The following is a 24,200-nucleotide window of genomic DNA, read 5'->3' on the forward strand; positions in this document are numbered from 1 at the left end:
TTCCTCTGGGTTTCTCGCTACAGGGTCAGTCGATGACTGGAGGCACAACCCGGCGACCGTCCTGCCGCCAGACCTCCTGGTCCTCGGTGAGGTAGTCGGGTCTGTCACGCCGCTCGTCGTCACGTCGCGTGGCTGACGGCCGAGGGGTACTCAACGGCATGCCGTTGCGCCCGGTGGGGCTGGAAGCGGACCCGCCGCCTGCGGGGTTCCTGCCCTGCCCGAGGCCTGAGCCACCCGATGTGAACCCTCGTGCATCGCCCGCACGCCCTTGCTGCCGCGGCTGTCCGCCTACAACACCACTGCCCGGGCCCATTGGGCCTCGTCCAACTACCGGTCCTCTCGCGCCGGTACCCGCGTTGGGGCCGCCGATGGCCGAACCTCGTGGCAGCCCGCCGGGCGTCGAGGGTGCGGGTCGGCCGCCGACGATCCCGTCGCGGCCCGCCGAAGGCCCGGGCGGTGCCCCGCCCGCCCGGCCGGGAGGCAACGTCGGCGTGCCGCCGACCACGGGCCGTGTCGGACCGGGCGAATTCGGAGGCACAGGTGGGCCACCGGCCGGGGCGCGTCCGGGAACAGGCCCGGTCGGTCCCGGGCCCGGCTGTGTCGGGGGACGCCCACCGGTCGGCATCGCGCGCCCCGGGCCCGGCGGCATCGCGGGATTCACGGGCAGCCGCGGGCCGCCCAAAGTCGGCGGGAATACGCCCGTCGGCTGGGCTGTGCCGCCGTCAGGCCTACCGCTGCTCGGCGGGCCGCCGGGGTTGGCCGGAGGCGCCGACGGTGCCTGAGGCAGCGTCGATGTCCCGTCGATCTCGACGCCCACGGGCTCGACAGCCACAGGCCCGACGCCCCCGGGGCCCGGGGCCTGGGGCACGGAGGTCCGCTGAGCCGTGCCCGGCCCATCGGGCCCACCGCCCATCCCTCCGGAAGGGGCCACGTTCTCGGCCGATGACGGCGGCAACCCGACCGCGGACGGCCCTCCCGCCGCGACGGCGGCAGGCGACGACGGCGACAGCGCGGCACCACGCCATTCGGATGAGGGCGCTTCGGACTGGCGAAAATGCTGCGGCCCCGGCTGAACCGCCTCCGGCAACGGCCGAAACCGAGGCCTCTCCAACCCCTCCAACTGCTGCGCCGACAACTGATACGCCTGCCCCAGCTTGCGCATCTCCGCCGCGGCCTCCTGCCGCACCTTCTCCTTGCCCTCCGCGATCCGCGCCAGCTCATCCGCCGACTTGGCGCCGACCACCCGCGCGTCCGGGTCATTGGGCGCGGACTGGGCCGCCTTCAAGTTGCCCTCCGCGCCGGCCTTGTCGCGCGGGATCGACGCCTGGGCTGTGGCGATCGCCTCCGAAGCACGGGCGAGCCACTTCGCGGAGTCCTCGCTGAAGTCCCCCAGGCGGTGTGTGGTGTTGGCCAGTTGACCGCTCCAGGTGCGGAACGCGTTCGCGCCCTCGCCCTTCCACCGCACCCACTGCGGGCGCACCTTCAGCTCGTCCGCGATCTTGCGGATCTCCGTGGCCGCGGCGACGAGCCGGTCGGCGGCCGCCTGGACGACGCCGCCGTTCGCCTGGTCCAGCCACGCCAGCATCTGCTCGTGGCTCATGGACTCGAACGAGGTGCCCCCTCCGTCGCCCATCAGATCGTCCCTCCCGCGTCGCCCGCCGCCCGATCCGCCGGTCCACGGTCCGCCCGGCCCGGCTTCTCCCCGCCCCCGGCAATCCCGTATCGCTCAGAGATCCCCGCGCTGATCTCCGCCATGCGATCGCGAATGTCCTCGTCGACGTTCCGATAGCCCTTGTGCGAGGCGAGGACCGCGATGCCCATGCCCTCTATGGAGTCGGACAGCAGCTTGGACAGGGTCTCGAGTTCGGTGATCACCGTTTCGTACGCGCCGAAGAGCCCGGCGGCCTCGGCCCAGGCCCCGTCCCCGCCGCCGAACTGGGCGCGTGCGAGCTGCTCTTGACCCACCTCGGCCGGGCCGGCCGGTGACCCTTTGAGGTCCCGGATCAGATCGTCGACGCGCTGCTGGAACCTGACGAAGGACGAGAACTCCGTGGCCACATCGGCGGCGGCCTCCCGCGCGCTGCCGAGCACATCCGGCATCCACGACGAATCGCCTGACTTCTCTGACGCCACCAATCCCACCCCTGGAGTGACCAAAGCCTGACTGCGTAGCTATCGCGAACTACTGCGCAACTCTAGCCACGGGATATGACAGTTCGCAGCCAGGTGATCACCCATACGATCAGGTTCAGGCCAGGACTTGGTGCCGTGGGCCCAGCGGAGCTCTGCGTACGGCTGCCCGCACACCCGCGACCGGCCCCTTTGAGACAAAGCCCGGCTCCTTCGCCGGTCGGCGTGGCCTGGGCTCAACGTCGGTGAGCAGTCGCCCACTTGAGTGAGTGCGGCAGCGCCGCGAACGCGTCCACGCGATGGATGGCGTCCTGCTGCTTGAAGCGTTCATCTGCATGGAACAAACGGCCTAGGACCGTCGCCGCGTCACCAATGCAACTGCCGTCCCGATCCCCGCGAAAACCAGGCCGATCCCACCGAAGATCAGCGGCAGCAGCCACAGCGAGGCGAACCCATTGATCCGCGCGTCTTCGGGGGAATCCGAGCGGTAGAGCACCTCGACCCGCTCACCCTCCTCGTACGCCGGTGGTTTGGAACCCGTGGAGTCCCGGAACGTCCTCCGCTGGCCATCCGCCGACGTGAACTCGACCACCGGGTATGCCGCGGACTCGTCGTTCACCCGCCTCTTGCGAGATGCACCGCTGTCGTCGTCGCTCCGCCACTCCAGGGCCACCACCGTGCCCCGGGCACGGTCCGCATTTGCCAAGAACGAGACCGACACCCCCGCCAGGATCAGCCCGATGACCAAGAACAGCGTCCCGAACACGATCGTCCCGAAAGTGACCCACCAGCGGACACCCCTCCCACGCACCTGCACCTGCACGCCGCCCCCTCAGCCGTCCGGAGTGCCAGGGACGCTATCCCAGATATCCCGGTCGCCTTGCTTCCGCCCCAGGCGATTGGGCAACGGACCGCCGTTCAGGAACCGTTCGCCCCGCCCAGTTGCTTGAGGACTCGGACTGTGTGCACCGCGGACCGAAGGCATCACGCCGATCGAAGTCTCAAAGATCCCTTTCGCAATGCGAATACGGTTGCGTACCTTGCGCTGGAGACAGCAGGTACTCAAGGGGATGGACGAGGGTCCGCATGACTGGGAACGAGGGGGCGCGGAGCGCGGAGGGCGCTCCCACCACGGAGCCCGCAGGTATGCGGCTCAACAAGGTTCCTCCTATTGACGGAGGCCGAGGCGGCACACCGGACCTGGCGTCGGTTCCGTCGGAGAAGAGGGCCGCGGCCAACGCCATAGAGCTGCATCTGGAGCCCGACACCAAGAAGGCCGGCAGCTCGGCCGAGGACCGAACCGGCACCGCGGTCAAGGAGTTCAACGCCAAGGACGGCCACGGCTGGGCCACCTCCCGCGCCTTGAAGAAGGCTCATACGGCCTGGGAGGACCAGGTCGCCGCGCTGATGAGACGGCTGGCGAGCGACAAGGCTGCGCTGCGCGCCACCGCGACGACCCTCCGCAGCAGCGACCTCGCGACCGGCTCGCAGATCCGCCGGCCGTCCCCCCTCGATCAGTACTGATCAGCGCTCGCATCAACCCGGGGGCCCTGTGCCGACGTACAACGAGATCATGACCACGGATCTGTCGCAGCTGACCACGGTCGCGAATGCGTGGGACGCCATGGCGGCCAAGTTCGACCGTCTGGAAAGGCAGTACAAGAAGGACGTCCACGGTCTCACGGTGCGTCCGAGTTGGGTCGGCCTGAGCGCACAGGCGGCCGGCAAGCGGTTCGACGCCACGCGGCGCGAGTACCAGGCGGCCCAGACGGAGGCGAAGGCCGTCGCCTCCCTGTTGCGCGACGCCTACGACGTGTTCGCCGACCTCCGTGACCGACTCAAGACCACCCGGGATGCGGCGGTCGACCAGGGCCTGAAGGTCTCCGGCCGGGGCATCGTCACCTTCGACTTCGACAAACTCAACGACAGCGAGCGCAACGCGTACGCCCACGACCGCAGCTACCAGCAGGCCGTCGCTGCCAGAGTGGGCGAGTGGGCCGAAGCCATCGACCGGGTGGTCAAGGCGGTCACGGAAGCCGATAATCGCGTCAAGATCGCTCTCGAAACGGCAGTCGTGGACTCCAACGTGCACGACGGCGTCGGCTTCAACGCGCGCGCCGAGGGCGACTTGGACAAGGTCAAGCCGGAGACGGCCGCCGATACCGGCACGCGATCCAACGGGTGGAGGCCGGACGTCGGCGCGTCCGCTACCGGGGTCGGCTACGGCAAGCAGGGCATGGCCAAGGCCTATGTCGACGTCGGCCATGCGACCAAGGAAGGATCAGTGGCTTACGGACCGCTGAAGCTCTCCGGGATCGGCGACTCTTACGCTGGCGGCAGGGCCTCCGCGAGCGCCGGCATAGGAGACTCGGGGATCTCCGGCACCGCCGAGGTGTCCGGAGGAGCTCGGGGGCTGGCCGAAGGCCGTGTCGGATTCGGACCCTTCAGTCCGTACGGCCGTGCGACGGGGTTCGCCGGTGGCGAGGCCGGGGTCAACGCCGGCGTCGGCTCGGACGGAGTCGGTATCGGCGGGGAGGCATTCGGCGGGGCGAAGGGCAGCGTGACCAAAGGTACAGAGACAGCTGGGGTCGGCTTCGGTGTGACGGCCGAGGGATGGGTTGGCCCTGGCGCGGAGGTCGGCTTGTTCTCCAAGGACGATGACGGCAAGTACCATTTCGGCGCCAAAGTCGGCGTCTCCCCCATTATCGGGGGCGCGGTGGGCTTCGAGTTCACCGTCGATCCCGACAAGGTGGCCGACGCCGCGGGCGGTGCGGCCGATGCCCTGGGCGACGGAGTCGACGCAGGCAAGAGGTTCGTCGGTTCGGTCAAGGACGGCATTGGCGGCCTGCTCTGATGTACGAGTTGCTTCCGATGCAGCGTGCCCATGGAGGGAAGACCTGAGATGGCCGCGACACTGCCCGTGCCGATGGAAGGCCGACTGCCGGAGGGCTGGCACCCGGCTTCCCCTGGCCAGGTCGGCGCTCCGGACGTGGCCTTCGTCGCACTGCGTCCGCCGCCCGACGCCGGGTTCACCTCCAACATCACCGTCGACGGCGAGTACCGGCCGGACGGCGCGACGCTGGCAGAAATCGCCGACGAGTCCGTACGGAGCATGTGCGAGGTCGCCGACTCGGTGACGGTGGACGAGCGCCACGAGGTAGGGTCCGCCGACGCGCCCGCCCTGACACAGGTGCTGTCCTTCTCCGCGGTCACCGACGGCGTACGCCGTGACCTCGCGCAGACCCAGATCTATCTGGCCATGCTCGACATCAACGATCCGAGTGAACGCGCGGTGATCAGACTGACCCTGACCACCACAACGGCCCAACACAGCAGCGTACTTGGCGACTTCCAGCAGTTCATACGCAGCGTTCGCCCTGACACTGGGATGGTGTGACCCGATGGGCCTCTTCGACAAACTGACCGGCACGAAACGTCCCATCGGTAACGTCACGCCCCGTCCCGTCGAGGACGTCCGGACTGCGCTACTCGGCCTGAACAGGCCGAACATCCCGTGGGTCGTACGCGAGGGCGAACCCGATCGAACAGTCCTGGTGGCGGAGTGGCGGCTGATGGAGCCCGCATGGCGGGACTTCTTCGTCAGGCGCCAACTGAGCCTCAAACTGCGCGTCACGATGCGCCTGGCAGCGAACAGCCACGAGGTCCGTGCCCTGGAGGAGCAGTGGAAGATCACGTGGGTCGGTAACCCGCCTATGCCCTCGGCGAGTGAGTACGGCCGAGGACCGTCAAGGACGGTGTACCGGCAAGGATCCATCGGCCGGGGAGGCAACGGCCGTGTTCGATCCGCGGGGACAACCTTGTACGACACTGCGGACTTCAAGGATCCCCTGCGGAACACGGTGCTGCGGGCGGGTTGGGTGTGGCGTGGGGTGTTGTTCGGCAAGGTGTGACTGGCAATCGGACGGCTGAACATGGCCGGATGCGCACTGGCCGGCCGCCCAAGCTGCCGCCACCAGGCGAGTACGGTGCCGCGCGGCGGCGGGCGTCGCAGGCGGCGGCCAGGCGGGGGTGCGTGTGCCTCGGGTGGTCGTCGTACGCGATCAACCGGAGGGCGCCGTCGCGGTACCGCAGGGAGAGGTAGACGTCCGACGTGGCAGTGAACTGGCATGCCGTGGCCGTCAGTTCGGCGACCGCCTGCGTCGCCGGGTCCGCCAGCGCCGCGAGCCCGTGCGCGGTCAGCACGGTTCGGGTTGCCACGCGGGCGATCGCCGGGGACGTGAGGGCGGAGGGGAACGTGAGGCTGTAGGCGAGATCGTCGGGAGCGGGCGCGGAGTGGGCTCTGCGGGTGGGGCAGATCGTACGGGTGACGTGCTGGTCATTCCGTTCTCGGCGGGTACGTTCCCGGGGTCCGGCCAGACGGTCAACTACCTGCACGGACCGGTGCCCCAGCTCGACACCGTGCAGGTCGACAGTTCGCGCGGCTGGAACTCCTCGGCGGCGAGGCCCAGTTGTCGAAACACTGGGCACACCTGGACTGGATGGAGCGCATCGCCCTACCGCCCACGGCGTCCCGCGACTTCATCCGCGGCATCGCCCACGCCCTGTGAGGAGAACCCCTATGTCCGACATTACGTGGGAAGAACCGTTCTGCGGCGAGGGAGCCAGCTGCTTCCGCCTCGGCACCGACCCCCAAGGCAACGCCTACATCGCCATAGCCGGCCAAGAGGACACCTACCTGACCGACACGCGCGAAGCGCTCCGCACCCTCATCCGCGACATCAAGGCGGGCAAGGCGGACCATCTCCTCCAGTGAGCGCAGCCTCCCCCAGTGAGCGCAGCGATGAGTTTCCCCGGCCCGGGCAGTCTCACCACCGATGTCGACCACGACGACACAGGAGGAACACGTGGCTCAGCAGCTACTGAGGGTCCAGAACTTCAACGTCTCGAGCGACGGGATCGGTGCCGGCGAGGACCAGAGCCTGGAGAATCCGTTCGGCCTCGCCGTCGATCCAGGGAGGCTGTTCGCCTGGGCGGGTGCCACCGCGAGCTGGCCCATGCGTACCGACCCCGGGGGGAGCCGGGGCCTGGACGACTACCTCACGCGGGACTACGCGCGCAACATCGGTGCCGAGATCATGGGCCGCAACAAGTTCGGGCCGCAGCGCGGGCCCTGGAACGACCATGAGTGGCGCGGCTGGTGGGGGGACGAGCCCCCGTTCCGGACCCCGGTGTTCGTCATGACGCACCACAAGCGTCCGTCGTTCACGCTGTCCGACACCACGTTCCACTTCGTGGACGGCGACCCGGCCGCCGTCCTGGCGCAGGCGCGGGAGGCGGCTGCGGGTAAGGACGTACGGCTCGGCGGCGGGGTCACCACCATCCGGGAGTTCCTCGACGCCGACCTCGTCGACACCATGCATGTGGCGGTCTCGCCGCTGAAGCTCGGGGCTGGACTACGACTCTGGGAGTCCCCGGACGAGTTGCTCGACCGGTTCCATCTCGACGTCGTGCCCAGCCCGAGCGGCGTGACACACCACCTGTTCTGGAGAAGGTGAGAGAAGGTGACGCGACGGCCCGCTCAGGGGTTTCGGTATTGCCCCATGCGGGCGGGCCATCCATTTCAGAGCCTGATTCAGCGCGTGATTCAGCGCGTGCTTCAGAGCATGATGAGGAGACGTGTATTCGGCTTGAGTTTCCTGTTCACCGAACGGCTCTGCACGTACACCTCCAACTTGGGATTGTTCCCCGCCTTCACGGACACGGTTCCCTGAATTCCCGTGCCGAAGAGAAGGCTGCGTGCCGCGTCGCCCGTGTATGCGCGGTCGGTGTCCTTCTCGACCACGATGACTTCCTTGTTCTGCTGAACCTGGGCGCGGGCGCCCAATTGGTAGTAACACGAGCCACGTTCGTACGTCACGCCCGGATGCGAGTCGACGAAGGGCCGGATCTCGACCTCCTTGTCGACCTTCAGGAGCCGGTACCTGTCGGCCGGAATCGGTTCGAGGTTCGCCCGCACCTCGTCGACCGATATGTCCTGGCCGACGGCGAACAGGTTCCTCGTGCCGCGCACGCCCTGTTCCCGCCCCCTCAGGAAGCTGGTGGCGGCGGCGCGCACGGTGCCGATCGCGTCCTCGACGCCCTTCTGGGAATCCGCGTCCCAGATGGCGATGTTCCCCGCCGGGAAGCCGTAGTTCTGCGCGGTCCGCTTGGCCAGGGAGTTCGGAACGAGGATCGCGGATGTCCAGTGGCCCGGAAGCCCGCCCATCTTCGCCGTGATCCGCTCCAGCCAGGGGCCGAGGACGGCCATGTCGCCGTCGTGCCGCCGGTCGCCGCCGGAGGCGTTCTCCTCGCCGTCCGTCACCACGATCTGGAGGAAGCTGTGCTCGCCGTACTCCTCCCAGATGTGGCCCAGGTCGTCCAGGGACTTCAGAGAAGCCTCAATGAGGGCCGTGGCTCCATTGTTGACCCGGTACAGCCCTCGCATGGACGGCAGATGCTTCACGTCCATGTCCCAGACCAGGTTCTCCACCTTGTGGTCGAAGGAATAGAGGCTGATCCGGGTCTCGTGGCCGAGGCTGTCCGATTCGGACTTCAGCCCCGCCACGAATTCGTCCACGACGCGGACGAGTTGGCTCTGGTGCGGATACATGGAACCCGAACAGTCCACCACCAGCGCGACGTGATTAACCTTGTGCTGGATCCTGTTTGCGGACACGATTCTGCTCCCCCTCCGGAAGTTCCCCGAGTGATGTGTTCACTCTATGAGGAGGCACTGACAACGCCGTTCGACGTGCGATCAACTGCCGTCGTCCAGCGCTGTGCCGGGCTCAGTCGTCCATGAACACGATGCGCCGGGACGGTGCGGCGGCCCCGCCGGTGGCCGAGCCCGTCGCCGTGCGTCCCGCCGGTACGGCCCGCTCGCGGCCCCACGCCCTGATCTCCTCGATCTGCTCGGGGTTGACCCGGCTCAGCGGGACGGTGTTGACGAGGATGTCCGCCAGGAACGACGGTTTCAGGTTCTCGGGGCCACCGTTCAGGAGGGCTTCCGCGCCCGCCTCGTGGAGGGCCGCCTCGATGTCGGAGCCCGCGAAGCCCTCGGAGAGGTCCACGAGGCGGTCCAGGGCCGCGGCCTCGGGGGCGGAGTGCAGGTAGCGGCGGTGGTAGAGCTCGATGATCTCCTTGCGGTCGCCGCTGTCCGGCAGGTCCACGAAGAAGAGTTCGTCGAAGCGGCCCTTGCGCAGCAGTTCCGGGGGCAGGCTGCGTACGTCGTTGGCGGTCGCGACGACGAAGGCGCGCGAGCGCGACTCCTGGAGCCAGAACAGGAACTGGCCGATGATGCGCTGGGGCACGCCGGACATGTCGTCGCGGCCCGCGAGGCCCTTCTCGATCTCGTCGATCCACAGCACGCAGGGCGCCACCCGGTCGGCCATCGCGAGCGCCTCCCGGAAGCGGCTCTCGGACTCGCCCAGGTACTTGCCGTGGATGCTGGCCATGTCCAGGCGGTACAGAGGAAGTTGCCACTCGTCCGCGATGGCCTTGGCCGACAGGGACTTGCCGCAGCCGGGCACGCCGACCAGGAGCACGCCCCGCGGCGGGCGCAGCGCCGTGCCGCGCAGGTCCGCGTGCATCAACCGGTGTTTGCGGCGCAGCCATTCGCGCAGGCTGGTGAGCCCGCCGACGGCGTACTCGCCCTCGGTGAGCGGTACGCGTTCCAGGCCGGTGAGGTTGCTGAAGATGCGGTCCTTGGCCTGGGCGAGGCCGAGGACGTCGGCCCGCTGGATGGAGCCCTTCGCCGCGATCGTCGCCATGAGGTTGACGCACTCCGCCTCCGTGACCCCGCGCAGGAACTCGGCCGCGCGGCGCGCGTCGTCCTGCGTCCACTCGATGGGGATGTGGCCCTGGTGGTCCTGGAGGAAGCCGGTGAGCGTCTCGTGCATCTCCTCGGCGTCCGGCAGGTCGAGGTGCAGGCTCATGCCGAGACGCTGCAGCCCGCTCCAGATCGGGGAGTCGGTGACCAGGACGATGCTGCCCATGTTGTCGTCGGCGAGCCGGGCGAGTTCGGCGATGTGGCGGGTGACGGGGGTGTCGCCCTCCAGGTGGTCGGGGTCGACGAAGACGACGGTGGCGTTGGGTCTGCCGCTGAACTGGCCCGCCGCGAAGTCCATCGCGCCCGTCAGTGAACGGTCGTCGTGGACCGGGGCGTTGGTGCGCAGGTCCCGCAGTCCCGTGGCCCGCGTGTAGATCCAGAACGGCATGCCGGCGCGGCGCGGCTGCCGCGCGGCCTGCCCGAGGAGCCGCAGGGCGCGGCGCTGCTCGATGGTGCGCATGCCGATCACCGGGACGCGCGCGGAGATGTAGCCCTCTAGGTGGCGCAGGCTCTCGGCGTAGTTCGACATAGGGGTTCCGGCCTTCGGTCGCGTGGGGGTCAGTCGGTGATGACTCGGCGGCGCGGTCGCGCCCCCGGGTCCGTCGACTGCCAGGGGTCGGTTCCGTGCGGCGGAGCGGCGGAGGAGCGTGCGCCCGGGGCCGGCGACGAGGTAGCCGCCGTCAGCGGGTTGTCCCGCAGCGTGCGGCGGCGGCGCTCCGCCTGGGCCAGGTCTCCGCCCGCCCGCGCGTAGTCGTCGAGCGCCCGCTCCAACTGCTGCTGTATTTCGGCGATATGGCGGTCCACGAGTTCGGTCAGCGACGTACGCAGGCCCGCGGGCAGCCCCGAATGCCCCGCGACGGACCGCACCTCGCGCAGGCCCGTCCTGGCCTGCGCCAGCTCGCGGCCGTAGCCGAACTCGTCGGGCGCCGCCGCCAGGGCCCGCACGAGGCGCTCCGCCCAGGCGCGGAGGCGGACGTCGACGGCGCCGGTGAGGTGGGCCGTGAGCCGCTCCCAGGTCTCGCCGAGGAACTGGCTCTCGGCGAGCGGCGGCAGCGCCCGCGCGTCGAGGTCGGCGTCCTCTCCGTCCTCTCCCGTCGACCAGCGCCGCAGGAAGTCGACCCAGGTGTGGTAATCGCCGCCGTGGCCCCAGTACGACTCGGGCGGCGGAAGGGGGCGCGGGGCGGAGGGGTCCGTACGAGAGGGCTTCCGGCGGAACCTCATGGGCTGTGGTCGCCGTGCCGGCGCACCAGCGTCTCGCCCGGCGGGAGCGGCTCCCAGTCGGGCAGTCCTTCCACGACGCGGCGCTGTCTCTTCGTGACGCGTTCGCCGCCCGCCGGGCGTGCCGCGGCGGTGGCCCACGGGGACTCGTTGCCGGGGCCCGCGGCGGCGCCCCACGCGGAGGTCGGGGCCGACTCGGGCGGCGGCGCGGCGCCGTTGGTGGCACTCATGAAGCGGATTCCTCCTTGGCCTTGGCCTGCTTCGTCCCGGCCCGCACGGTGCGGCCCTCGAACGGTGAGCCGCCGCCGTGGACCTCGTTCTCCAGGGACTTGATCAGGTCCCGGCCGCGGGCCTCCACGGCGTCGGCGGCGCGGAACTTCTCGTTCCAGTCGGTCAGTTCCGCGGCTGCCGTACGCAGTTGGAGCACGGACTGCTGCTTGTTCCGGCCCAGGTGCTCGCGGGCCCCGTCCTGGACCCGCCGCGCGGCCCGCAGCCCGTTGCGGATGAAAAGGCCCCACACGGCCCCGGTCACCAGGGCCGTCCCCAGCGCGGCGCCGATGTGGAAGGACCCGACGAGCACCAGGATGCCGACCAGGACGATCACGAGCGGCGTCACCTTCTCCCCCGTCGGGTAGGCGAGCGACGCGATGAAGGGGTCGATGTGCCGGTCCCAGTGGTCGCCGAGCGACTGCTCGAGCTCGGGCAGGTTCCGGTTGAAGGAGACGGTCCACGCGGGCAGCCGGAACTGCTTCCCAGCGACGGTCAGCGCGTTCTGGTAGCGGGCCTGCACGTCGTCGGGCACCTTGCTCCGGTAGTCCCGCGTGAATCCGGTGTGCGCCTGCAGGAACCACTCGTGGCAGCTCGCCACCGCGAGCCGCTGGGTGGCCGCCGAGGTGCCGATGGCGGCCGGGTTGAGGGCGGCGGTGGTCTGCACCGTCAGGTAGTCGAGGGTCTCGTCGTACGAGGCGGCGTCCGCGTCGGCGTCCTTGCGGGCGGCGCCCACGTCGCCCTCCTGGTCGACTACCGCGCGGTTGAAGGCGAGGTCGCGGCGGAGCGGCAGTTCCTCGTCGTCGTACTCCGAGACGAGCCGGTCGAGGATGTCGTCGACGGCGTCCTCGATGCGCTGCGAAGGCCGGAACTCCTGGTCAAGGATGGCCCGGTACTTGTCGAGCAGGGTCTGCTGCGTACGTGCCGCGCGCAGCGCCGCGTCGAGCTGCGGCCACTGCGGGGTGAGCAGGGACAGGCGCGGGAACTCGTCGGCGGTGGCGGGTCCGCGCAGCGAGTCGATCTCGTCGAGCCACCGCTTGACCTGCTTGCGCTGGATCTCCTCCTGGTCGAGGAGCCGGCTGCGCCAGGCGGTGAGGGTGCGGGCGAGGAGTTCACGGCCCGCCAGGCCGAAGGCGCCCTGGGCGATCGACTCCAGGATGACGGCGAACTCGCGCCCCAGCGCGGCCGGGTCCTGGGCGAGCAGATAGTGCCGCAGCCACCGCACCGCCGACGCCTCCCTGCCCTGGCGGCGGAGCACCAGCGCGAAGAAGAGGGACGTACGGTCCGGGGCGCGCCGGAACGCCTCGTCCACGGCGCGTTCGCACAGCTCGCGGTCGTCGGCCGACCAGGAGGCGAGCGCCACCAGGGCGGGCGCCAGCCAGTACCGCGGGGTCTGGATCATCAGCTCGTCGCCGACCGTGCGTACGGTCTCCTGCGACACCAGGCCGAGATCGAAGGCCTGAAGCATGCCGACCGCGGTGCGCCGCACCGTCTTGTGGTGGCCGAACTCGTGGTCCACCTGGTCCTGGATGACGCCGATCCGGGTCTCGGCGCGCTGCACGTTGGCCGCGAGCCGGGCGCTCGTGACGAAGGCCAGGAACTCGTCGCGCAGGTCGCTGAGTTCGGTGCGGGTGCGCTGCTGGTTGTCCTCGACGGTCCGCACCTGACCGGACACCGAGCTGACCTTCTCGCTCAGGCCCACCACGAGGTTGGTGACTTCCTGCACCTTGCGGTGCAGGGCGTAGTCCCGGTCGGTCATGCGGCTTCTCCGATCGCGAAGGTGGCGGGGCGGCGGGGCGGCGGAGCCCCGGCCGCCGGTTCGGCCGGGGTGTGCCGGAGGGGACGGGGGTTCAGTCGGGCGTGCCGGAGCGGACGGCGGTGCCGTCGTCGAGGACCGGGATCAGCAGGCCGTCGGAGTAGACCTCCACGTACGCGTAGCCGCCGGAGCGCACCAGCGTGCGCGCGCCCGCGAACGGCTCCGGCACGCCGTCGGAGCGGGCGAAGTGCCGTACGACCACGCCGAAGAGGTCGAGCTGATGGTCCACGTAGGGCGGGCCCAGGCGGCAGCGGGCGAAGAAGCCGAGCGGGGCCGCGCCGTGCTCGGCTTCGTACTCCTCCCCGATGCTGCGCGCGAGCTGCCGACAGGCGTGCTCGTCGAGGCCTGCGTCCAGGCGCGCCACGGCGTCCCGCAGCCGCTGCCCGCGCGGCCGGTACCGTTCGCGCGGCGACGGCCTCGCGGCGGGCACGCCGCTCCGGCCGGGCGTCAGGCCCGGGGCAGGGCCGAGGCCGGTCTGCACGATGCGCCGAGGCCGCTCCACATGGCCCACTGTTGTCCCCCGACGGTTGCTGGCTGTGACATGGCTTGATGACGCCCACCACTGGCCGCGGACGGCGCCGTACGGTGTCGAACCCGTCGTCTAGCCCGCCCGCAAGACGTGCAGCCTAGTGATGTCCCGTCAATCATGCGGCGAATCACGGGACTTGGCGTATGGCCGACCCGACTTGACCCGGAACTCAGCCAGTTGACGCCCAGGTGGACCGTTCCCTCCGCGTCACCCGCCTGCCAGACTCCCGGCATGGGATCGATCTTCGCGTTCCTCGCGGGCATCAACGCCTACGCTCCCCGGCTCGCCCGGCCCCTGCACGGCTGCGTCAACGACGTGACGGCCGCGTGCGAACTGCTCACCCGGCGCACGAACGGCGCGGCCAGGACCGCCGTGGCGCTCGACGGCGAGGCGACGGTGGCGGTGGTCGAGGACGGCATCCGCCGCTTCCTGGGCGCGGCCGGGTCCGGTGACACCGCGCTGTTCTGGTTCTCCGGGCACGGCACGCACACCTGGGCCACGGGCGCCGACCTGCTGATCGAGGCGACCGGCCGCAACCAGGCCCTGCTGTGCGCGGACGGGCCGCTGCCGGACAAGCGGCTCGGCGCGCTGCTCGACGCGGTGGCCGCGCGCGGCGCCCACGTCGCCGCCGTCCTCGACTGCTGCTTCTCGGGCGGCGCCACCCGCGCTCAGGACGGCCTCACGGCCCGCTTCGCACCGCCGACCGCCGAGACGCCCCCGCCCTCGCCCTCGATGGGAAGCCGGGACGTACCGGTACGCGAGGACGCCGCCCGGCACGTACTGCTCGCGGCGAGCAGGCTCGACCAGCTGTCGTACGAGGGGAGCTTCGGCGGCCGCCCGCACGGCGCGTTCACGCACGCGCTGCTCGGCGCGGTCCGGGACGCGGGGCCGGACGCGACGTACCGCGACCTACTCGCGGCTGCGGACGCACGCGTGCAGCGTGGCGGCGTCGGCCAGCAGCCGGTGCTGTACCCGGCCTCGCCGGGCGGGGCGGCGGACCTGCCGTTCCTGGGCGGTGCGGTGGCGCGGGCGCCGGGTCCGCACCTGCTGCGTCTCGGTGTCCAGGGGTGGGAGGTGGACTGCGGGACGGGGCACGGGCTGCCGGACGGGGCGGAGGCGCGGGGGACGGAGTTCCGCGTCGTGGAGGGTGAGGGAGAGGGCGAGAGCGGGCTGGGCGGTGAACGGGACGGCGGGAGCGGGCTGAGCGGTGAACGCGACAGCGGGAGCGAGGCAGGCGCAAGCGGGCCCGGCGGTGAACGCGACGGCGAGAGCGAGGCAGGCGCGAGACGGGCAGGCGCAAGCGGGCCCGGCGGTGAACGCGACGGCGAGAGCGAGGCAGGCGCAAGCGGGCCCGGCGACGAACGGGACGGCGGAGGCGCACCGCCGGGCTGCGGCCCCGCAGCGCCCGATGCCGCGGGCGGGCGGGCGCGGCGTGCGCGGGCCCGGCGCGTACACACCGCGCGCACGCTGGTGGACCCGGTGGAGTGGGAGCCCGACGGCGGGCGGGTGTATCCGGTCGTCCTGTCGGCCCTCGCCCTCCCGCCCGCCACCGTGAGCTTCGAGCCCGCCCCCGCCGAGGCACCCACCACTCCGGCCGAGGCTCCCGCCACTCCCCTCGCTCCGGCCGAGGCGCCCGCCGCCCCCTACGCTCCCGCGCCGCAGGCCGCGACAGCTCCGCCCGCACCGGAACCGCACACACCGGCGCCACCGCCACCGCCACCGAGGCCGCAGACCGACCCGACCACCGAAAGCACCGCCACGGCCGCCACTACCGCCACCGCCGCCACCCCTGCCACCCCCGCCACCCCCGCCACCACGCCCCAACACCGCACCCCCCACCCCCAGTTCCACCTCACCGAACACCACCTGACCCAAGCCCTCCACACCTCCGGCCCCGCCCGCACCCCCTCCCCCCTCCTCCGCCCCGCCCCCTCCCCCGACGAACGAGGCGACCTCCACTTCCGCGTCCGGGCCGGGGACGGCCTCGCCCACGTGCTGCGGCGCGACGGCACCCCGTACACCGCGCCGCTGCCGCTCACCGGCCCCGACGACGTACGACGGATCACGGACTGCCTTGCGCACCTGACCCGCTGGCACGGGATCCGCGACCTCGCCGCGCGGCCCTCGGTGCTCGACAACCTCGTCCAGGTGGAGATCGCGCCGTGGGGCGCCCCGCCAGGTGAGGCACTCGTACCGAACGGCAGCGGTGAGATCGTCTGCGCGTACGGCCCGGAAGGGGCGGAGCCGCGGGAGCCGTGGGTGTCCGTCCGGCTGCACAACCGCTCCCCCGGGCGCACGCTGTGGTGCGTGCTGCTCGACCTCACCGACAGCTACGCGAGCCACAGCGCGCTGTTCCCCGGTCACTTCATCGGCCCCGGCCGCACCGGCCACGCCCTTGACGGCGATCCGGTGCAGTTGTCGCTGCCCGCGTCCCGTCCCGCCGCGCCGGGCGCGTACGCGCGGGACTGGCTGAAGCTGATCGTCGCCGAGGGCGAGCTGAACACGGTGCCGTTCCACCTGCCCGCGTGGGACGCGACCGCCGCGACGGCCCGCTCCGACGCGCCGGACGCTTCGTACGATCCGGGTGTGCTGCGGTTCGACGCCCCCGAACTCCCCGCCGGGAGCAGGGACTTGGGCGGAGTCACCGCGGGCTCCCCCGGCCACTGGGCGACCCGCACGATCAGTCTGCGCACCGTCGTGCCGGGCGGATCCGGCGGACAGCGGGCGGACGGCTACTGACCCAGGTGCGTGAACCCCGCCCACGCGCTCAGGTCGTCCGGGTCGATCCGGCGGGCCCGGTGGGCGAGCGACACGGGCAGCGCGGGCGGCAGGACCCGGTCCGGGTCGAGCATCCACGACTGGGCGCGGCGCAGCGCCCGCGCGGGCGGCTCGCCCTCCGCGCGCAGGTAGTGGTGGGCCATGAACATCAGGACCGACGTGGCGTCGTCCGGCACCGGCCACAGCGTCCCGACGACGGACCGCGCGCCCGCCACCAGGAACGCGGTCGCGAGGCTGTACGCCTCGTTGTGGCCGTGTCCGGAGACGTGGCTGCGGCAGGCGGCGAGGAGGACGAGGCCGAGCCGTCCGCGGCGGCCCCCGCTCACCGCCTCGGTGAGTTCCTCGGCCGCCAACTCGCCGTCGTACAGGCGTAGATAGGAGCTGCGGCGGGCGCCGGCGACGACGGTGGCGTGGCAGGCGAGGTGCAGCACGGCGCCGTCGTCGCCGCCGTCGCGGGTCAGCCAGGACACCACCTCGCGCGGGGTCCCGGGCCCGTCGCCGCCTCCGGCCGCGCGGCGGCCGAGGAACTGGCCGCGGGGGTAGAACACGCGCTGCACCGCGTCCGCCTCCTCGCCCGCGTACCGCAGATCGCCGGTCGGGTCGCCGACGACGAGGGCCGCGCCGGTGTGCGCGGCGGCCGGGCGCGCGGCCACCTCGCACAGCAGCCGCGCCGAGGCGGCGTACGAGATCTCCGCCTCCTGCAGCGCGTACCGGCGGCGGCCGTCGGGCCCGTCGGTCCACGCGGCGTGCCAGGGCACCTGGCCGAGGGTGTCCATCGGTACGAGGACCAGGCGCGGGCCGCGTCCCGCGCGGGCGTCGAAGGCGTCGAGCAGGGGCCGGACACCGGCGTACCAGGCCCAGCCGCACAGCCGGTCCAACTGGGCGCGCAGGGGCGGCGGCGGGCGGCGGCCGGGGGCCGCGCCCGGTACCGGGCCGAGGTCGCGGGCGGCCGTGGCGGCGGGGTCGTACTCCCGCAGCGGCGCCGCGTCCCGCGTCAGGAGCGGCAGCGGTACGGAGTGCACGTCGCCGCTCGACGTGACGACGACGGCGGTGCCGCCCGCGCTCTCGGACGCGGGCACGAGGTAGACGAGCGCGTCCTTGCGCGTGGCGCGCAGGGCGTCCGCGATCTCGGCGGTCGTGGGCGGGTCGAGGAGCCGGTCCTGCGGTCCTTCGGCGCCGGTGAGGGCCGCGAGAACGCGGCGGCGCAGCGAGCTGGGCACGGTCGGCGGCGCCCCCGACGGGTCCGGGGCGGCGTCCAGGGCGGCCGCCCGCCACTCCTCGGCGAGGTCCTGGCGCCCCGCGGCGACGAGCCGCTCGGGCACGGTGCTCGACGTGGTGGCCGCGTGCAGCACCAGGCCGCGACAGGCGTCGAGCGCCTGCACCGCTTCGGCGAGGGCGTTGTCGCTCAGGCACCAGGCGGCGACTTCGAGCGCCGTGTACGTGGCGCTCGCGGCGGCCTGCGCGGCGTGGCCGGTGCCGGACTGCAGCAGCGCGGCCCAGGCGTGGCCGCGGAGGGCGTCGAGGCCGGTGCGGCGGGCGGAGTCGCGGTCGCCGCAGAGGCGGTGGGCGCCGGCGAGCGTGAGGCCCGCGTCGGCGTAGAGGCGGTGCTCGGGGCCGCCGCAGCCGCGCAGCGCCGTCTCCAGGAGGTCGACGCCGCGCGCGAGGTGACGGGCGCGGGCGGCGGGGTCGCGCTCCGCCTCGGCGAGGGTGCGGTGGCCCCCGCCGAGGACCGTGGCGTACCGCAGGCTGTCGTCGCTGCCCCGCTCGGCCAGGTCGTACGCCTCTTGCAGCAGCTCCATGGCCTCCTGGAACTCCGCCGGGTTCCAGGGGTCGCAGGCGCGCGCGATGCGCACGGCGCCGTTGTCGCCGAGCACCCGGGCCTGGTGGTCGCGCGGCAGGCGGCGGGCCTGGGCGCGCAGTCGGTCCGCGGTGGGCCGGCCTGCCTGCGGCGGTGCGGCCGGGAGTCCGAGGGTGCGGGCGAGCCGGTCGCGGGCGAGGAGCAGTTCCTCCACAAGGACGCCGAGTTCGGCTCGTGCCGGGTGGTCGTCCGCGAGCCCGTCGCGGGCCTCGGTCACGACGCGGATGTGCCGGTCGGCCGCGGCCACGTCGCCGCGCGCCACGGCCTCCTGGGCGTCGAAGGCGGCGAACTGGGCGTCCGTGAGGCGTCTGTTGTGCTCGGTGACCAGCGGGCTCCGGCGCAGCCACGCCCACTTCGACCTGGCGGCGTCCCGGTCGTCGCCGGTCGCGACGTGCTGCCAGCGCGCGCCCAGTGCCTGGATGTGGCCGAACTCCGCGTCGTACCACTGCTGCCGCTCGGCGTCCGTCCCGGCGGGGGCGTCGTCCTCGTCCCCGGAGGTGACCGGTGCCGTCGTGGACGGACTGGCTCCGGCCCGCGTGAAGTGGTCGACGACGTCGTCGAGCCGGTTGTCGCGTCCCGCCATGGCGTCCCGCAGCCGTACGTTGCCGACGGCGGCGTGGGCCCGGCGCTGCCAGTCGGGGTCGGCGGGGCGGAAGGCGAGGACGCAGGCGATCAGCGCGTCCTTCTCCTTCGCCCGGTCGAGGAACATCGGCATGTGCGGCAGGTACCGCAGGACTTCCAGGGCCGCGTCCGCGCGCCGTTCCTCGGACTCCGTGCCGCTCCAGGCCGCGAACGCCCGGTCGAAGCGGGGGATCAGCTCGTCCGCCGCCGTGGCGCCGGCGGACCAGCCGGGCATTCCCTCGACACCGCCGCTGTGGTCGAAATAGAGGTACCCCTCGTCCACGGCGTCCATCACCCCTTGGACGGCGGCGGAGGTGGCCTCGTCGGAGGCGGAAACGAGCCCGCGTTCGTGGAGGACGAACTGGGCCCAGCCGGCCATCAGCTGCCCGCCCGCGTACACGGTGCGGGACACCCGGTCCTCGGCCCGGCCCTCGGCGAGGATCAGACGCGCGGCCTCGGCGATCTCGTGGACACGGCGTACGTCTCGGTCATCGTAGTAGCGCGCCTGGAGGAAGGTGGCCAGACACAGCGCCGTCCTGGCGACGCTGCCCTCCCGCTCGGGCCGCCATTCCGCGATCGCGCGCCGGATCAGGGCGATGGCCCGCTCACGGCCCTCGGTGTCGCCGCGGAGCGTCGCCACCTCGTAGAGGATCTTCCCGAAGCCGTCGAAGTGGGCCGGACCGAGCAGTGCTTCGCTCGAAGGGTCGTCGAGCAGGCGCAGCACTTCCCCCTCGAGGGCCGCGGCCAGCTCCTCGTCCGGCCAGTTGCTCCAGACGGCGCCACGGGCGTAGGCCGCGCGGATCGCCGCGTCGCGCGCCCAGGGCGGCTCGTCCCCGGACCGCTGCCGCGCCTCGCGCAGCGCGCGGTCCAGCTCCGCGGCGGCCTCTTCGAGTACGGCCCGGTCGACGGTTCCGAGCCCGTGCTGCAGCAGCGCGGCTCCTCTGCTGTACCGCACCCCGGGCAGATCGCTGGAGGAGTGGGCGGCGTCGAGGACAGCACGGTAGTGCGCGGCGGCGGCCTCGGCGTCGGCGGCGGTACCGCCGTGCCACAGCGACCGCTGGAGGAGCAAGTACCCCTGATTGGTGCGGAGTTCGACGAAGACGGCCTCGTCCATCTCCTCACATCGGGCGGCCTCCTCGTGCAGGCGCAGCGCCGCGTCGAGGAGTTCGAGCCGCTGATCGGCCTGGTAGCCGAGCAGCGCGACCTGGGCGTACCCGGCCCGCCACAGGTCCCAGTCCGCCGAGTCGCCCGGCGTCCGGAAGGCCGCGTCGAAGGCCTTGGCCGCCTGGCGCAGGTCGTCCGGGTTCTCCTCCTCCAGGAAGGCGAGGTAGCTGACGAACCCGATGCGGGCGCACAGTTCGGGTGCGTCAGGGTCGTCGGCGGCGAGGCCGGAGAGGGTGTCGAGGAGTGCGTTGCGCTGGGCGCGGAGGTCGATGGCCTGGGAGGTGGCTGTGTTCTTTTCAGTGGTCACGGGGCGGCCTTCACGGGATGAGAAGGGGCGGGGCCTGCACAGGACGAGAGGGAGAGAGGAAGGAGGAGGAAGGAGAGGGATCGGGACTCAGGGCGCGATGCGGACGTAGTACGGCTCCAGCAGGGCGTCGAGCCACTCCCGGCCCTCGTCCGTGCCGAAGTCCACGACGGCTTCCTCGACGACCTCGACGGTCCCGGGCGGGCACCGGTCGCCGAAGAGGACCACCGCCCGGTCGCCCGGCTCCCGCTTGGAGGCCCAGACGAGCCCCCGAGCCCAGGGCTCGGTGTGGCCGCGGATCCAGTGCGCCCAGTCGCGCGTGAACGCGTACTCGTTCGCCTCGGTGTGCACCAGCCAGCCGTCCTGGTGCACGGCGGCCAGGTCGCGCGCGGTCATGAGGGACACGACGTCGAGGTCGGCGGTGAGCCGCAGGGTGCTCAGGCGGCGGTGCTCGACGCTGACGCGCGGCAGCAGCCGCGGGCCGCCGTCCGCGTCGAAGGGCAGCGACCGCAGCAGCGTCTCGCAGACGGCGGCGGCCGTGCCGAGTCCGGCGTAGAGGTAGGGGTACGGATCGCAGGACGTCCCGTCGAACCGGCCGCCGCCGTACAGGCAGTGGGAGGGGCGCGGGTTGAAGTCGGCGGCGCCCCGGTGCGCGGAGTGCACGCGGTACAGGGTCGTACCGCCGGGCAGCGTGGCCTTGCCGGGCGTGCCCGTCATCCGCGTCGGCGGACGGTAGTTCGGCACGACTAGCCCTCCTCCATCAACAGCCGCGCCGTGTCGGCCAGTTGCCGGTCCTTGCCGGCGCCGAGGAGCCGGGCGGGGCGGGTGCCGAGCCAGGCGTTGTCGGACAGCCACCAGTCGGCGGCGCCCCATGGGTCCCGGTCGGCGGCGAGGTACGCGTTGACCTCAAGGACGACAGGCCGGGCCGCCGCCTCGTCGCCGTCGAGGTCGAACTGGAAGCGGGGCAGCCGCCGCCGTCCGCCTTCCCCGGGAAGCCTGATGAGGGCGGGCAGTTCGGGGTCGCCGCCCTGCCGGGCCAGCGCGTCGGCGTCCCACGCGGGCTCGGCGAGCAGCCGTTCGCGTACGGGCCCGAGCACCGGCCCCACCATGCGGTGCCCGTCCATCAGCAGGACGGCGAAGTCCTCGGCGGAGAAGCCCCGGTAGGCGGGGTGCGGGTCCGTGTCGGCGACGACGTCGAGAAGCCCGCCGGCGAGCCGCGCGTCCGGCCCGCCGCCGAACTCCTCCGGGAACCGCTCCCGCAACAGCTCCGCGGCCCGCTCGGCCGCCTCCCGCCGCTCGGTCTCGGCCGCGCCCCGACGGCGTACGACGGCCAGCAGCTCGGCGAGCCGGTCACGGGGCGGCCCGGTGAGCCGGGCGGCGAAACGGTCCCAGGCCGCCGCGGCCGCGGCCAGCACTACGTACGGATTCACTGGTCTCCTCGCGGTCGTCGATGCGGTGTCGGGGCCCCGGGGTTCATGGGCGTACGTCGATGGCGTGTCGCCCCGGGATTCGCGGGTGCACGTCGATGCGGTGTCGCCGCCACGGGCTTCACGGGCGCACGTCGATGGCGTGTCGCCCCGGGATTCGCGGGTGCACGTCGATGCGGCGTCGCCGCCACGGGCTTCACGGGCGCACGTCGATGCCGTGTCGCCCCAGGGTTCGCGGGCGTACGTCGATCCCGCATCGCCCCGCGATTCGCAGGCGCACGTCGATGCGGCGTCGCCGCCACGGATTTCATGGGCGCACGTCGATGCCGTGTCGCCCGGGGATTCGCGGGCGCACGCCGACGCCCCGTCGCCCCGGGATTCGCGGGCGTACCTCGACGCCCCGTCGCCCCGCGCCTCATGCGCCGTCCGTTCCGCCGAGCCCGGCGAGGAGCCGTTGGACGAGGTCTCCGCGGGCGTGCCTGCGGACCACGAAGTGGACGTCGAGGGCGGCGCCGCGGACGAGTTCCGCCTCCACGGCCGCCCACAGCGCCGAGAAGCTCTCCAGCGGCGAGAGGCCTCCTCGGCCCGCGCCCAGGAGCGGCAGGCAGATGGAGGTGAGCGGCGGGTCCGCCTTCTCCTCCGCGAGGAGCGTCAGCGCGCGGGCGACGCCGCGGGTCACGTCGGCGGGCTGGACGTCGTAGTCGTTGGTGCCGGGTCTGGGGACGGCCACGGCGACGTGGTAGATCCGCCGGATGCCCTGCGCGCCGAGCGCCCCCGGCGAGGTGGCGGCGACCGTGCCCGGCAGCGCCTGCCGCCCCGGCGCCCCGTGCCGCGACGCCCACGCCGCCAGCTCGTCGTGCACCTGGTCCTCGACGAGCCCTCCCGAGGCGTCCCTGCGGGCCCCGGCCCGGCGCAGGGTCGCGGCCACCGACGACTTGTAGGCGGCGGGCAACGAGAAGTACGTGTTGGAGGGCGACACGACGACGTCGATGTCCCGGAGCAGGTCCACGGAGTGGACGTGCACGGTCACGCGGACGGTGCGGTGGGCGAGGCGGACCGGCACGGTGCGATGCGCGGGTGGCAGGGTCAACCTGTCTGCGGATGTGGGGACTTCGACACCCGGACGGCCAAGCGCCGGTGCCGCCGCGGGCGACGGCGGCTGCCGCGGCGGGGCCGCGATGTCCACGATCCGCTCCGCTATCTGCCCGAGCACCATCAGCTCGTGGTGCTTGCGGAAGCGTTCGACGCTGACGCCGTACACCTGCGCGGCGCGCCTGCGCCGGGAGGAGGCGGGCCAGTCCCGGGTGCCCTGGGCGAGCCCGAGGGTGAACTCGGCGGCCTCCTGGAGCGAGCCGCCGCCGACGGCGGAGACGGCGGTGCGCAGCAGCCGTTCGACGGCTCCGCTGTCCGTCGAGGACGTCGGCCCCGACGGTAACTCGCGCGCTATGCGTATCAGTTCGGGTGTCTCCAGCTCACGCAGCCTGAGGAGTCCCGCACGCCGCACTCTCCTCACCTCCGCGAGAACCGATCCGTGATCGGGTGGACGGGGAGTGACCGGCATGGCGGCAAGGATCGCACCGCGTCACACCCGCCACAAGCCCCGCCCACCCGGCTCCCCCCGGCCTTCCATTGCACACGAGGGCCTGGTCGAGGACGGGGCGTCGAAGGGTGCTTCCCGGTCGCGGACCGGGCGAACTCCGGTCGCCCTGGGTGGAGTCGGCCCCGCGTCAGGCCGGGTCGCCGCAGACCTGGGTGACCGGCGCCAGCCAGCCGCAGTCCTCGGGCCGGTCACCGTCCAGCAGCCATTCGCCGGAGGCGCTCCGGGTGAAGGTGAGGATGTGGGACACGGCGTACTCCTCCACCGGAGCGTCGGGCTGGTCGGCGGGAGGGTGGAGTTTCGCGTGCTCCATGGCTTCGAGGGTGACGGTGTCGCCCCGCCGGGTCGCCGTCTGCGGGTCCGTGTCGACCTGCGCGCGGCCGTAGCCCCCGTCGAGCCGCTGAACTTCCCGCCCGGTCTTCGTCAATTGGCCGAGGTCGTCGGCGGTCCGGCGGGCGAAGGCGGGGGTCAGGCGGGCGGGCCGCGGGAGCGGGTGGGCGTCGCGGGCGGTCGCCGTGACCGCGTCGGCGCGGAGCTGGAGGTACGCGTCGGCGATGGCCGTAAGGCGTGCCGTCTCCGCCCGCGAGAGCCTCTCCCCTCCGTCCCCGGTGCACGCCGTCAGCAGCGGCACGCACAGCAGGGCGGCGGCAACGGCGGCCGCCC

The 24,200-nt window shown here is 72.5% G+C and carries 21 protein-coding genes and 1 pseudogene; 8 read left to right on the plus strand and 14 right to left on the minus strand.

Annotated elements, in window-relative coordinates; all coding sequences use genetic code 11:
- Positions 1–25 precede the first annotated feature (25 nt).
- The 3 genes from IEY91_RS02155 to IEY91_RS02165 all read right to left on the minus strand — a co-directional run bounded on the left by IEY91_RS02155 (position 26) and on the right by IEY91_RS02165 (position 2,953).
- A complete protein-coding gene (locus tag IEY91_RS02155; protein WP_189172576.1) occupies positions 26–1,633 on the minus strand; it encodes a translation initiation factor IF-2 in 1,608 nt (535 codons plus the stop codon).
- Positions 1,633–2,100 (minus strand): DUF2563 family protein, encoded by a 468-nt coding sequence (locus tag IEY91_RS02160; protein ID WP_229696627.1) that lies wholly within the window; start codon positions 2,098–2,100, stop codon positions 1,633–1,635. Before IEY91_RS02160 ends, IEY91_RS02155 begins: the two co-directional genes overlap by 1 nt.
- A 379-nt stretch (positions 2,101–2,479) precedes the next feature.
- Positions 2,480–2,953 (minus strand): DUF3592 domain-containing protein, encoded by a 474-nt coding sequence (locus IEY91_RS02165; protein WP_189172577.1) that lies wholly within the window; start codon positions 2,951–2,953, stop codon positions 2,480–2,482.
- A 263-nt stretch (positions 2,954–3,216) separates the two neighbouring features.
- On the opposite strand from IEY91_RS02165, the gene IEY91_RS02170 reads away from it, so the two are divergent.
- The 7 genes and pseudogenes from IEY91_RS02170 (at position 3,217) to IEY91_RS02195 (ending at position 7,646) form a co-directional block, all read left to right on the plus strand.
- Positions 3,217–3,654: a hypothetical protein gene (locus IEY91_RS02170; protein WP_164321186.1), complete on the plus strand. Its 438-nt coding sequence runs from the start codon at positions 3,217–3,219 to the stop codon at positions 3,652–3,654.
- 49 nt (positions 3,655–3,703) lie between these two features.
- Positions 3,704–4,984 (plus strand): hypothetical protein, encoded by a 1,281-nt coding sequence (locus IEY91_RS02175; RefSeq protein ID WP_189172578.1) that lies wholly within the window; start codon positions 3,704–3,706, stop codon positions 4,982–4,984.
- 48 nt (positions 4,985–5,032) lie between these two features.
- Positions 5,033–5,527: a hypothetical protein gene (locus IEY91_RS02180; RefSeq protein WP_189172579.1), complete on the plus strand. Its 495-nt coding sequence runs from the start codon at positions 5,033–5,035 to the stop codon at positions 5,525–5,527.
- Positions 5,528–5,531: 4 nt separating this feature from the next.
- Complete coding sequence (locus IEY91_RS02185) at positions 5,532–6,041, plus strand: hypothetical protein (RefSeq protein WP_189172580.1); 510 nt, start codon at positions 5,532–5,534, stop codon at positions 6,039–6,041.
- Between the two features lie 418 nt (positions 6,042–6,459).
- Positions 6,460–6,698, plus strand: a pseudogene (locus IEY91_RS42570) (Scr1 family TA system antitoxin-like transcriptional regulator); the annotation flags it as partial.
- Between the two features lie 11 nt (positions 6,699–6,709).
- Positions 6,710–6,904 (plus strand): hypothetical protein, encoded by a 195-nt coding sequence (locus IEY91_RS02190; protein ID WP_164321194.1) that lies wholly within the window; start codon positions 6,710–6,712, stop codon positions 6,902–6,904.
- Positions 6,905–6,995: 91 nt separating this feature from the next.
- The gene (locus IEY91_RS02195) at positions 6,996–7,646 is read left to right on the plus strand and encodes a dihydrofolate reductase family protein (RefSeq protein ID WP_229696628.1); all 651 of its coding nucleotides are present in this window, start codon (positions 6,996–6,998) and stop codon (positions 7,644–7,646) included.
- Positions 7,647–7,747: 101 nt separating this feature from the next.
- Here the strand turns inward: IEY91_RS02195 and IEY91_RS02200 are convergent, their stop codons facing one another.
- The 6 genes from IEY91_RS02200 to IEY91_RS02225 all read right to left on the minus strand — a co-directional run bounded on the left by IEY91_RS02200 (position 7,748) and on the right by IEY91_RS02225 (position 13,761).
- On the minus strand, positions 7,748–8,806 hold the full coding sequence (locus IEY91_RS02200; protein ID WP_189172581.1) for a vWA domain-containing protein: 1,059 nt from the start codon (positions 8,804–8,806) through the stop codon (positions 7,748–7,750).
- 112 nt (positions 8,807–8,918) lie between these two features.
- On the minus strand, positions 8,919–10,487 hold the full coding sequence (locus IEY91_RS02205; protein ID WP_189172582.1) for an AAA family ATPase: 1,569 nt from the start codon (positions 10,485–10,487) through the stop codon (positions 8,919–8,921).
- Positions 10,488–10,516: 29 nt separating this feature from the next.
- Positions 10,517–11,179 carry a hypothetical protein gene (locus tag IEY91_RS02210; RefSeq protein ID WP_229696629.1) on the minus strand — a complete coding sequence of 221 codons (663 nt, stop codon included), beginning with the start codon at positions 11,177–11,179 and terminating at the stop codon, positions 10,517–10,519.
- On the minus strand, positions 11,176–11,406 hold the full coding sequence (locus tag IEY91_RS02215; RefSeq protein ID WP_189172820.1) for a hypothetical protein: 231 nt from the start codon (positions 11,404–11,406) through the stop codon (positions 11,176–11,178). Before IEY91_RS02215 ends, IEY91_RS02210 begins: the two co-directional genes overlap by 4 nt.
- Positions 11,403–13,202, minus strand: a complete 1,800-nt coding sequence (locus tag IEY91_RS02220; protein WP_189172583.1) for a hypothetical protein — start codon at positions 13,200–13,202, stop codon at positions 11,403–11,405. Before IEY91_RS02220 ends, IEY91_RS02215 begins: the two co-directional genes overlap by 4 nt.
- A 91-nt stretch (positions 13,203–13,293) precedes the next feature.
- Positions 13,294–13,761: a hypothetical protein gene (locus IEY91_RS02225; protein ID WP_229696630.1), complete on the minus strand. Its 468-nt coding sequence runs from the start codon at positions 13,759–13,761 to the stop codon at positions 13,294–13,296.
- Between the two features lie 258 nt (positions 13,762–14,019).
- On the opposite strand from IEY91_RS02225, the gene IEY91_RS41505 reads away from it, so the two are divergent.
- A complete protein-coding gene (locus IEY91_RS41505; RefSeq protein WP_229696631.1) occupies positions 14,020–16,527 on the plus strand; it encodes a caspase family protein in 2,508 nt (835 codons plus the stop codon).
- Here the strand turns inward: IEY91_RS41505 and IEY91_RS02235 are convergent.
- From IEY91_RS02235 to IEY91_RS02255, 5 genes are all read right to left on the minus strand, one after another.
- Complete coding sequence (locus IEY91_RS02235; RefSeq protein WP_189172584.1) at positions 16,521–20,516, minus strand: CHAT domain-containing protein; 3,996 nt, start codon at positions 20,514–20,516, stop codon at positions 16,521–16,523. The genes IEY91_RS41505 and IEY91_RS02235 overlap by 7 nt on opposite strands.
- A gap of 87 nt (positions 20,517–20,603) precedes the next feature.
- Complete coding sequence (locus IEY91_RS02240; protein ID WP_229696632.1) at positions 20,604–21,257, minus strand: RES family NAD+ phosphorylase; 654 nt, start codon at positions 21,255–21,257, stop codon at positions 20,604–20,606.
- A 2-nt stretch (positions 21,258–21,259) separates the two neighbouring features.
- On the minus strand, positions 21,260–21,943 hold the full coding sequence (locus IEY91_RS02245; protein ID WP_189172585.1) for a hypothetical protein: 684 nt from the start codon (positions 21,941–21,943) through the stop codon (positions 21,260–21,262).
- 412 nt (positions 21,944–22,355) lie between these two features.
- Complete coding sequence (locus IEY91_RS02250) at positions 22,356–23,501, minus strand: macro domain-containing protein (protein ID WP_189172586.1); 1,146 nt, start codon at positions 23,499–23,501, stop codon at positions 22,356–22,358.
- Between the two features lie 166 nt (positions 23,502–23,667).
- Positions 23,668–24,168: a hypothetical protein gene (locus tag IEY91_RS02255; RefSeq protein ID WP_189172587.1), complete on the minus strand. Its 501-nt coding sequence runs from the start codon at positions 24,166–24,168 to the stop codon at positions 23,668–23,670.
- Positions 24,169–24,200: the final 32 nt, after the last annotated feature.

This window comes from Streptomyces lasiicapitis (assembly GCF_014646335.1).
GTDB classification, from domain to species: domain Bacteria; phylum Actinomycetota; class Actinomycetes; order Streptomycetales; family Streptomycetaceae; genus Streptomyces; species Streptomyces lasiicapitis.

Excerpts from the sequence above, each read along its gene's own strand:
- IEY91_RS02155 (WP_189172576.1), bottom strand. The coding sequence starts at position 1,633 with ATGGGCGACGGAGGGGGCACCTCGTTCGAGTCCATGAGCCACGAGCAG.
- IEY91_RS02160 (WP_229696627.1), bottom strand. The coding sequence starts at position 2,100 with ATGCCGGATGTGCTCGGCAGCGCGCGGGAGGCCGCCGCCGATGTGGCC.
- IEY91_RS02170 (WP_164321186.1), top strand. The coding sequence starts at position 3,217 with ATGACTGGGAACGAGGGGGCGCGGAGCGCGGAGGGCGCTCCCACCACG.
- IEY91_RS02175 (WP_189172578.1), top strand. The coding sequence starts at position 3,704 with ATGACCACGGATCTGTCGCAGCTGACCACGGTCGCGAATGCGTGGGAC.
- IEY91_RS02180 (WP_189172579.1), top strand. The coding sequence starts at position 5,033 with ATGGCCGCGACACTGCCCGTGCCGATGGAAGGCCGACTGCCGGAGGGC.
- IEY91_RS02185 (WP_189172580.1), top strand. The coding sequence starts at position 5,532 with ATGGGCCTCTTCGACAAACTGACCGGCACGAAACGTCCCATCGGTAAC.
- IEY91_RS02190 (WP_164321194.1), top strand. The coding sequence starts at position 6,710 with ATGTCCGACATTACGTGGGAAGAACCGTTCTGCGGCGAGGGAGCCAGC.
- IEY91_RS02205 (WP_189172582.1), bottom strand. The coding sequence starts at position 10,487 with ATGTCGAACTACGCCGAGAGCCTGCGCCACCTAGAGGGCTACATCTCC.
- IEY91_RS02210 (WP_229696629.1), bottom strand. The coding sequence starts at position 11,179 with ATGAGGTTCCGCCGGAAGCCCTCTCGTACGGACCCCTCCGCCCCGCGC.
- IEY91_RS02215 (WP_189172820.1), bottom strand. The coding sequence starts at position 11,406 with ATGAGTGCCACCAACGGCGCCGCGCCGCCGCCCGAGTCGGCCCCGACC.
- IEY91_RS02220 (WP_189172583.1), bottom strand. The coding sequence starts at position 13,202 with ATGACCGACCGGGACTACGCCCTGCACCGCAAGGTGCAGGAAGTCACC.
- IEY91_RS41505 (WP_229696631.1), top strand. The coding sequence starts at position 14,020 with ATGGGATCGATCTTCGCGTTCCTCGCGGGCATCAACGCCTACGCTCCC.
- IEY91_RS02250 (WP_189172586.1), bottom strand. The coding sequence starts at position 23,501 with ATGCCGGTCACTCCCCGTCCACCCGATCACGGATCGGTTCTCGCGGAG.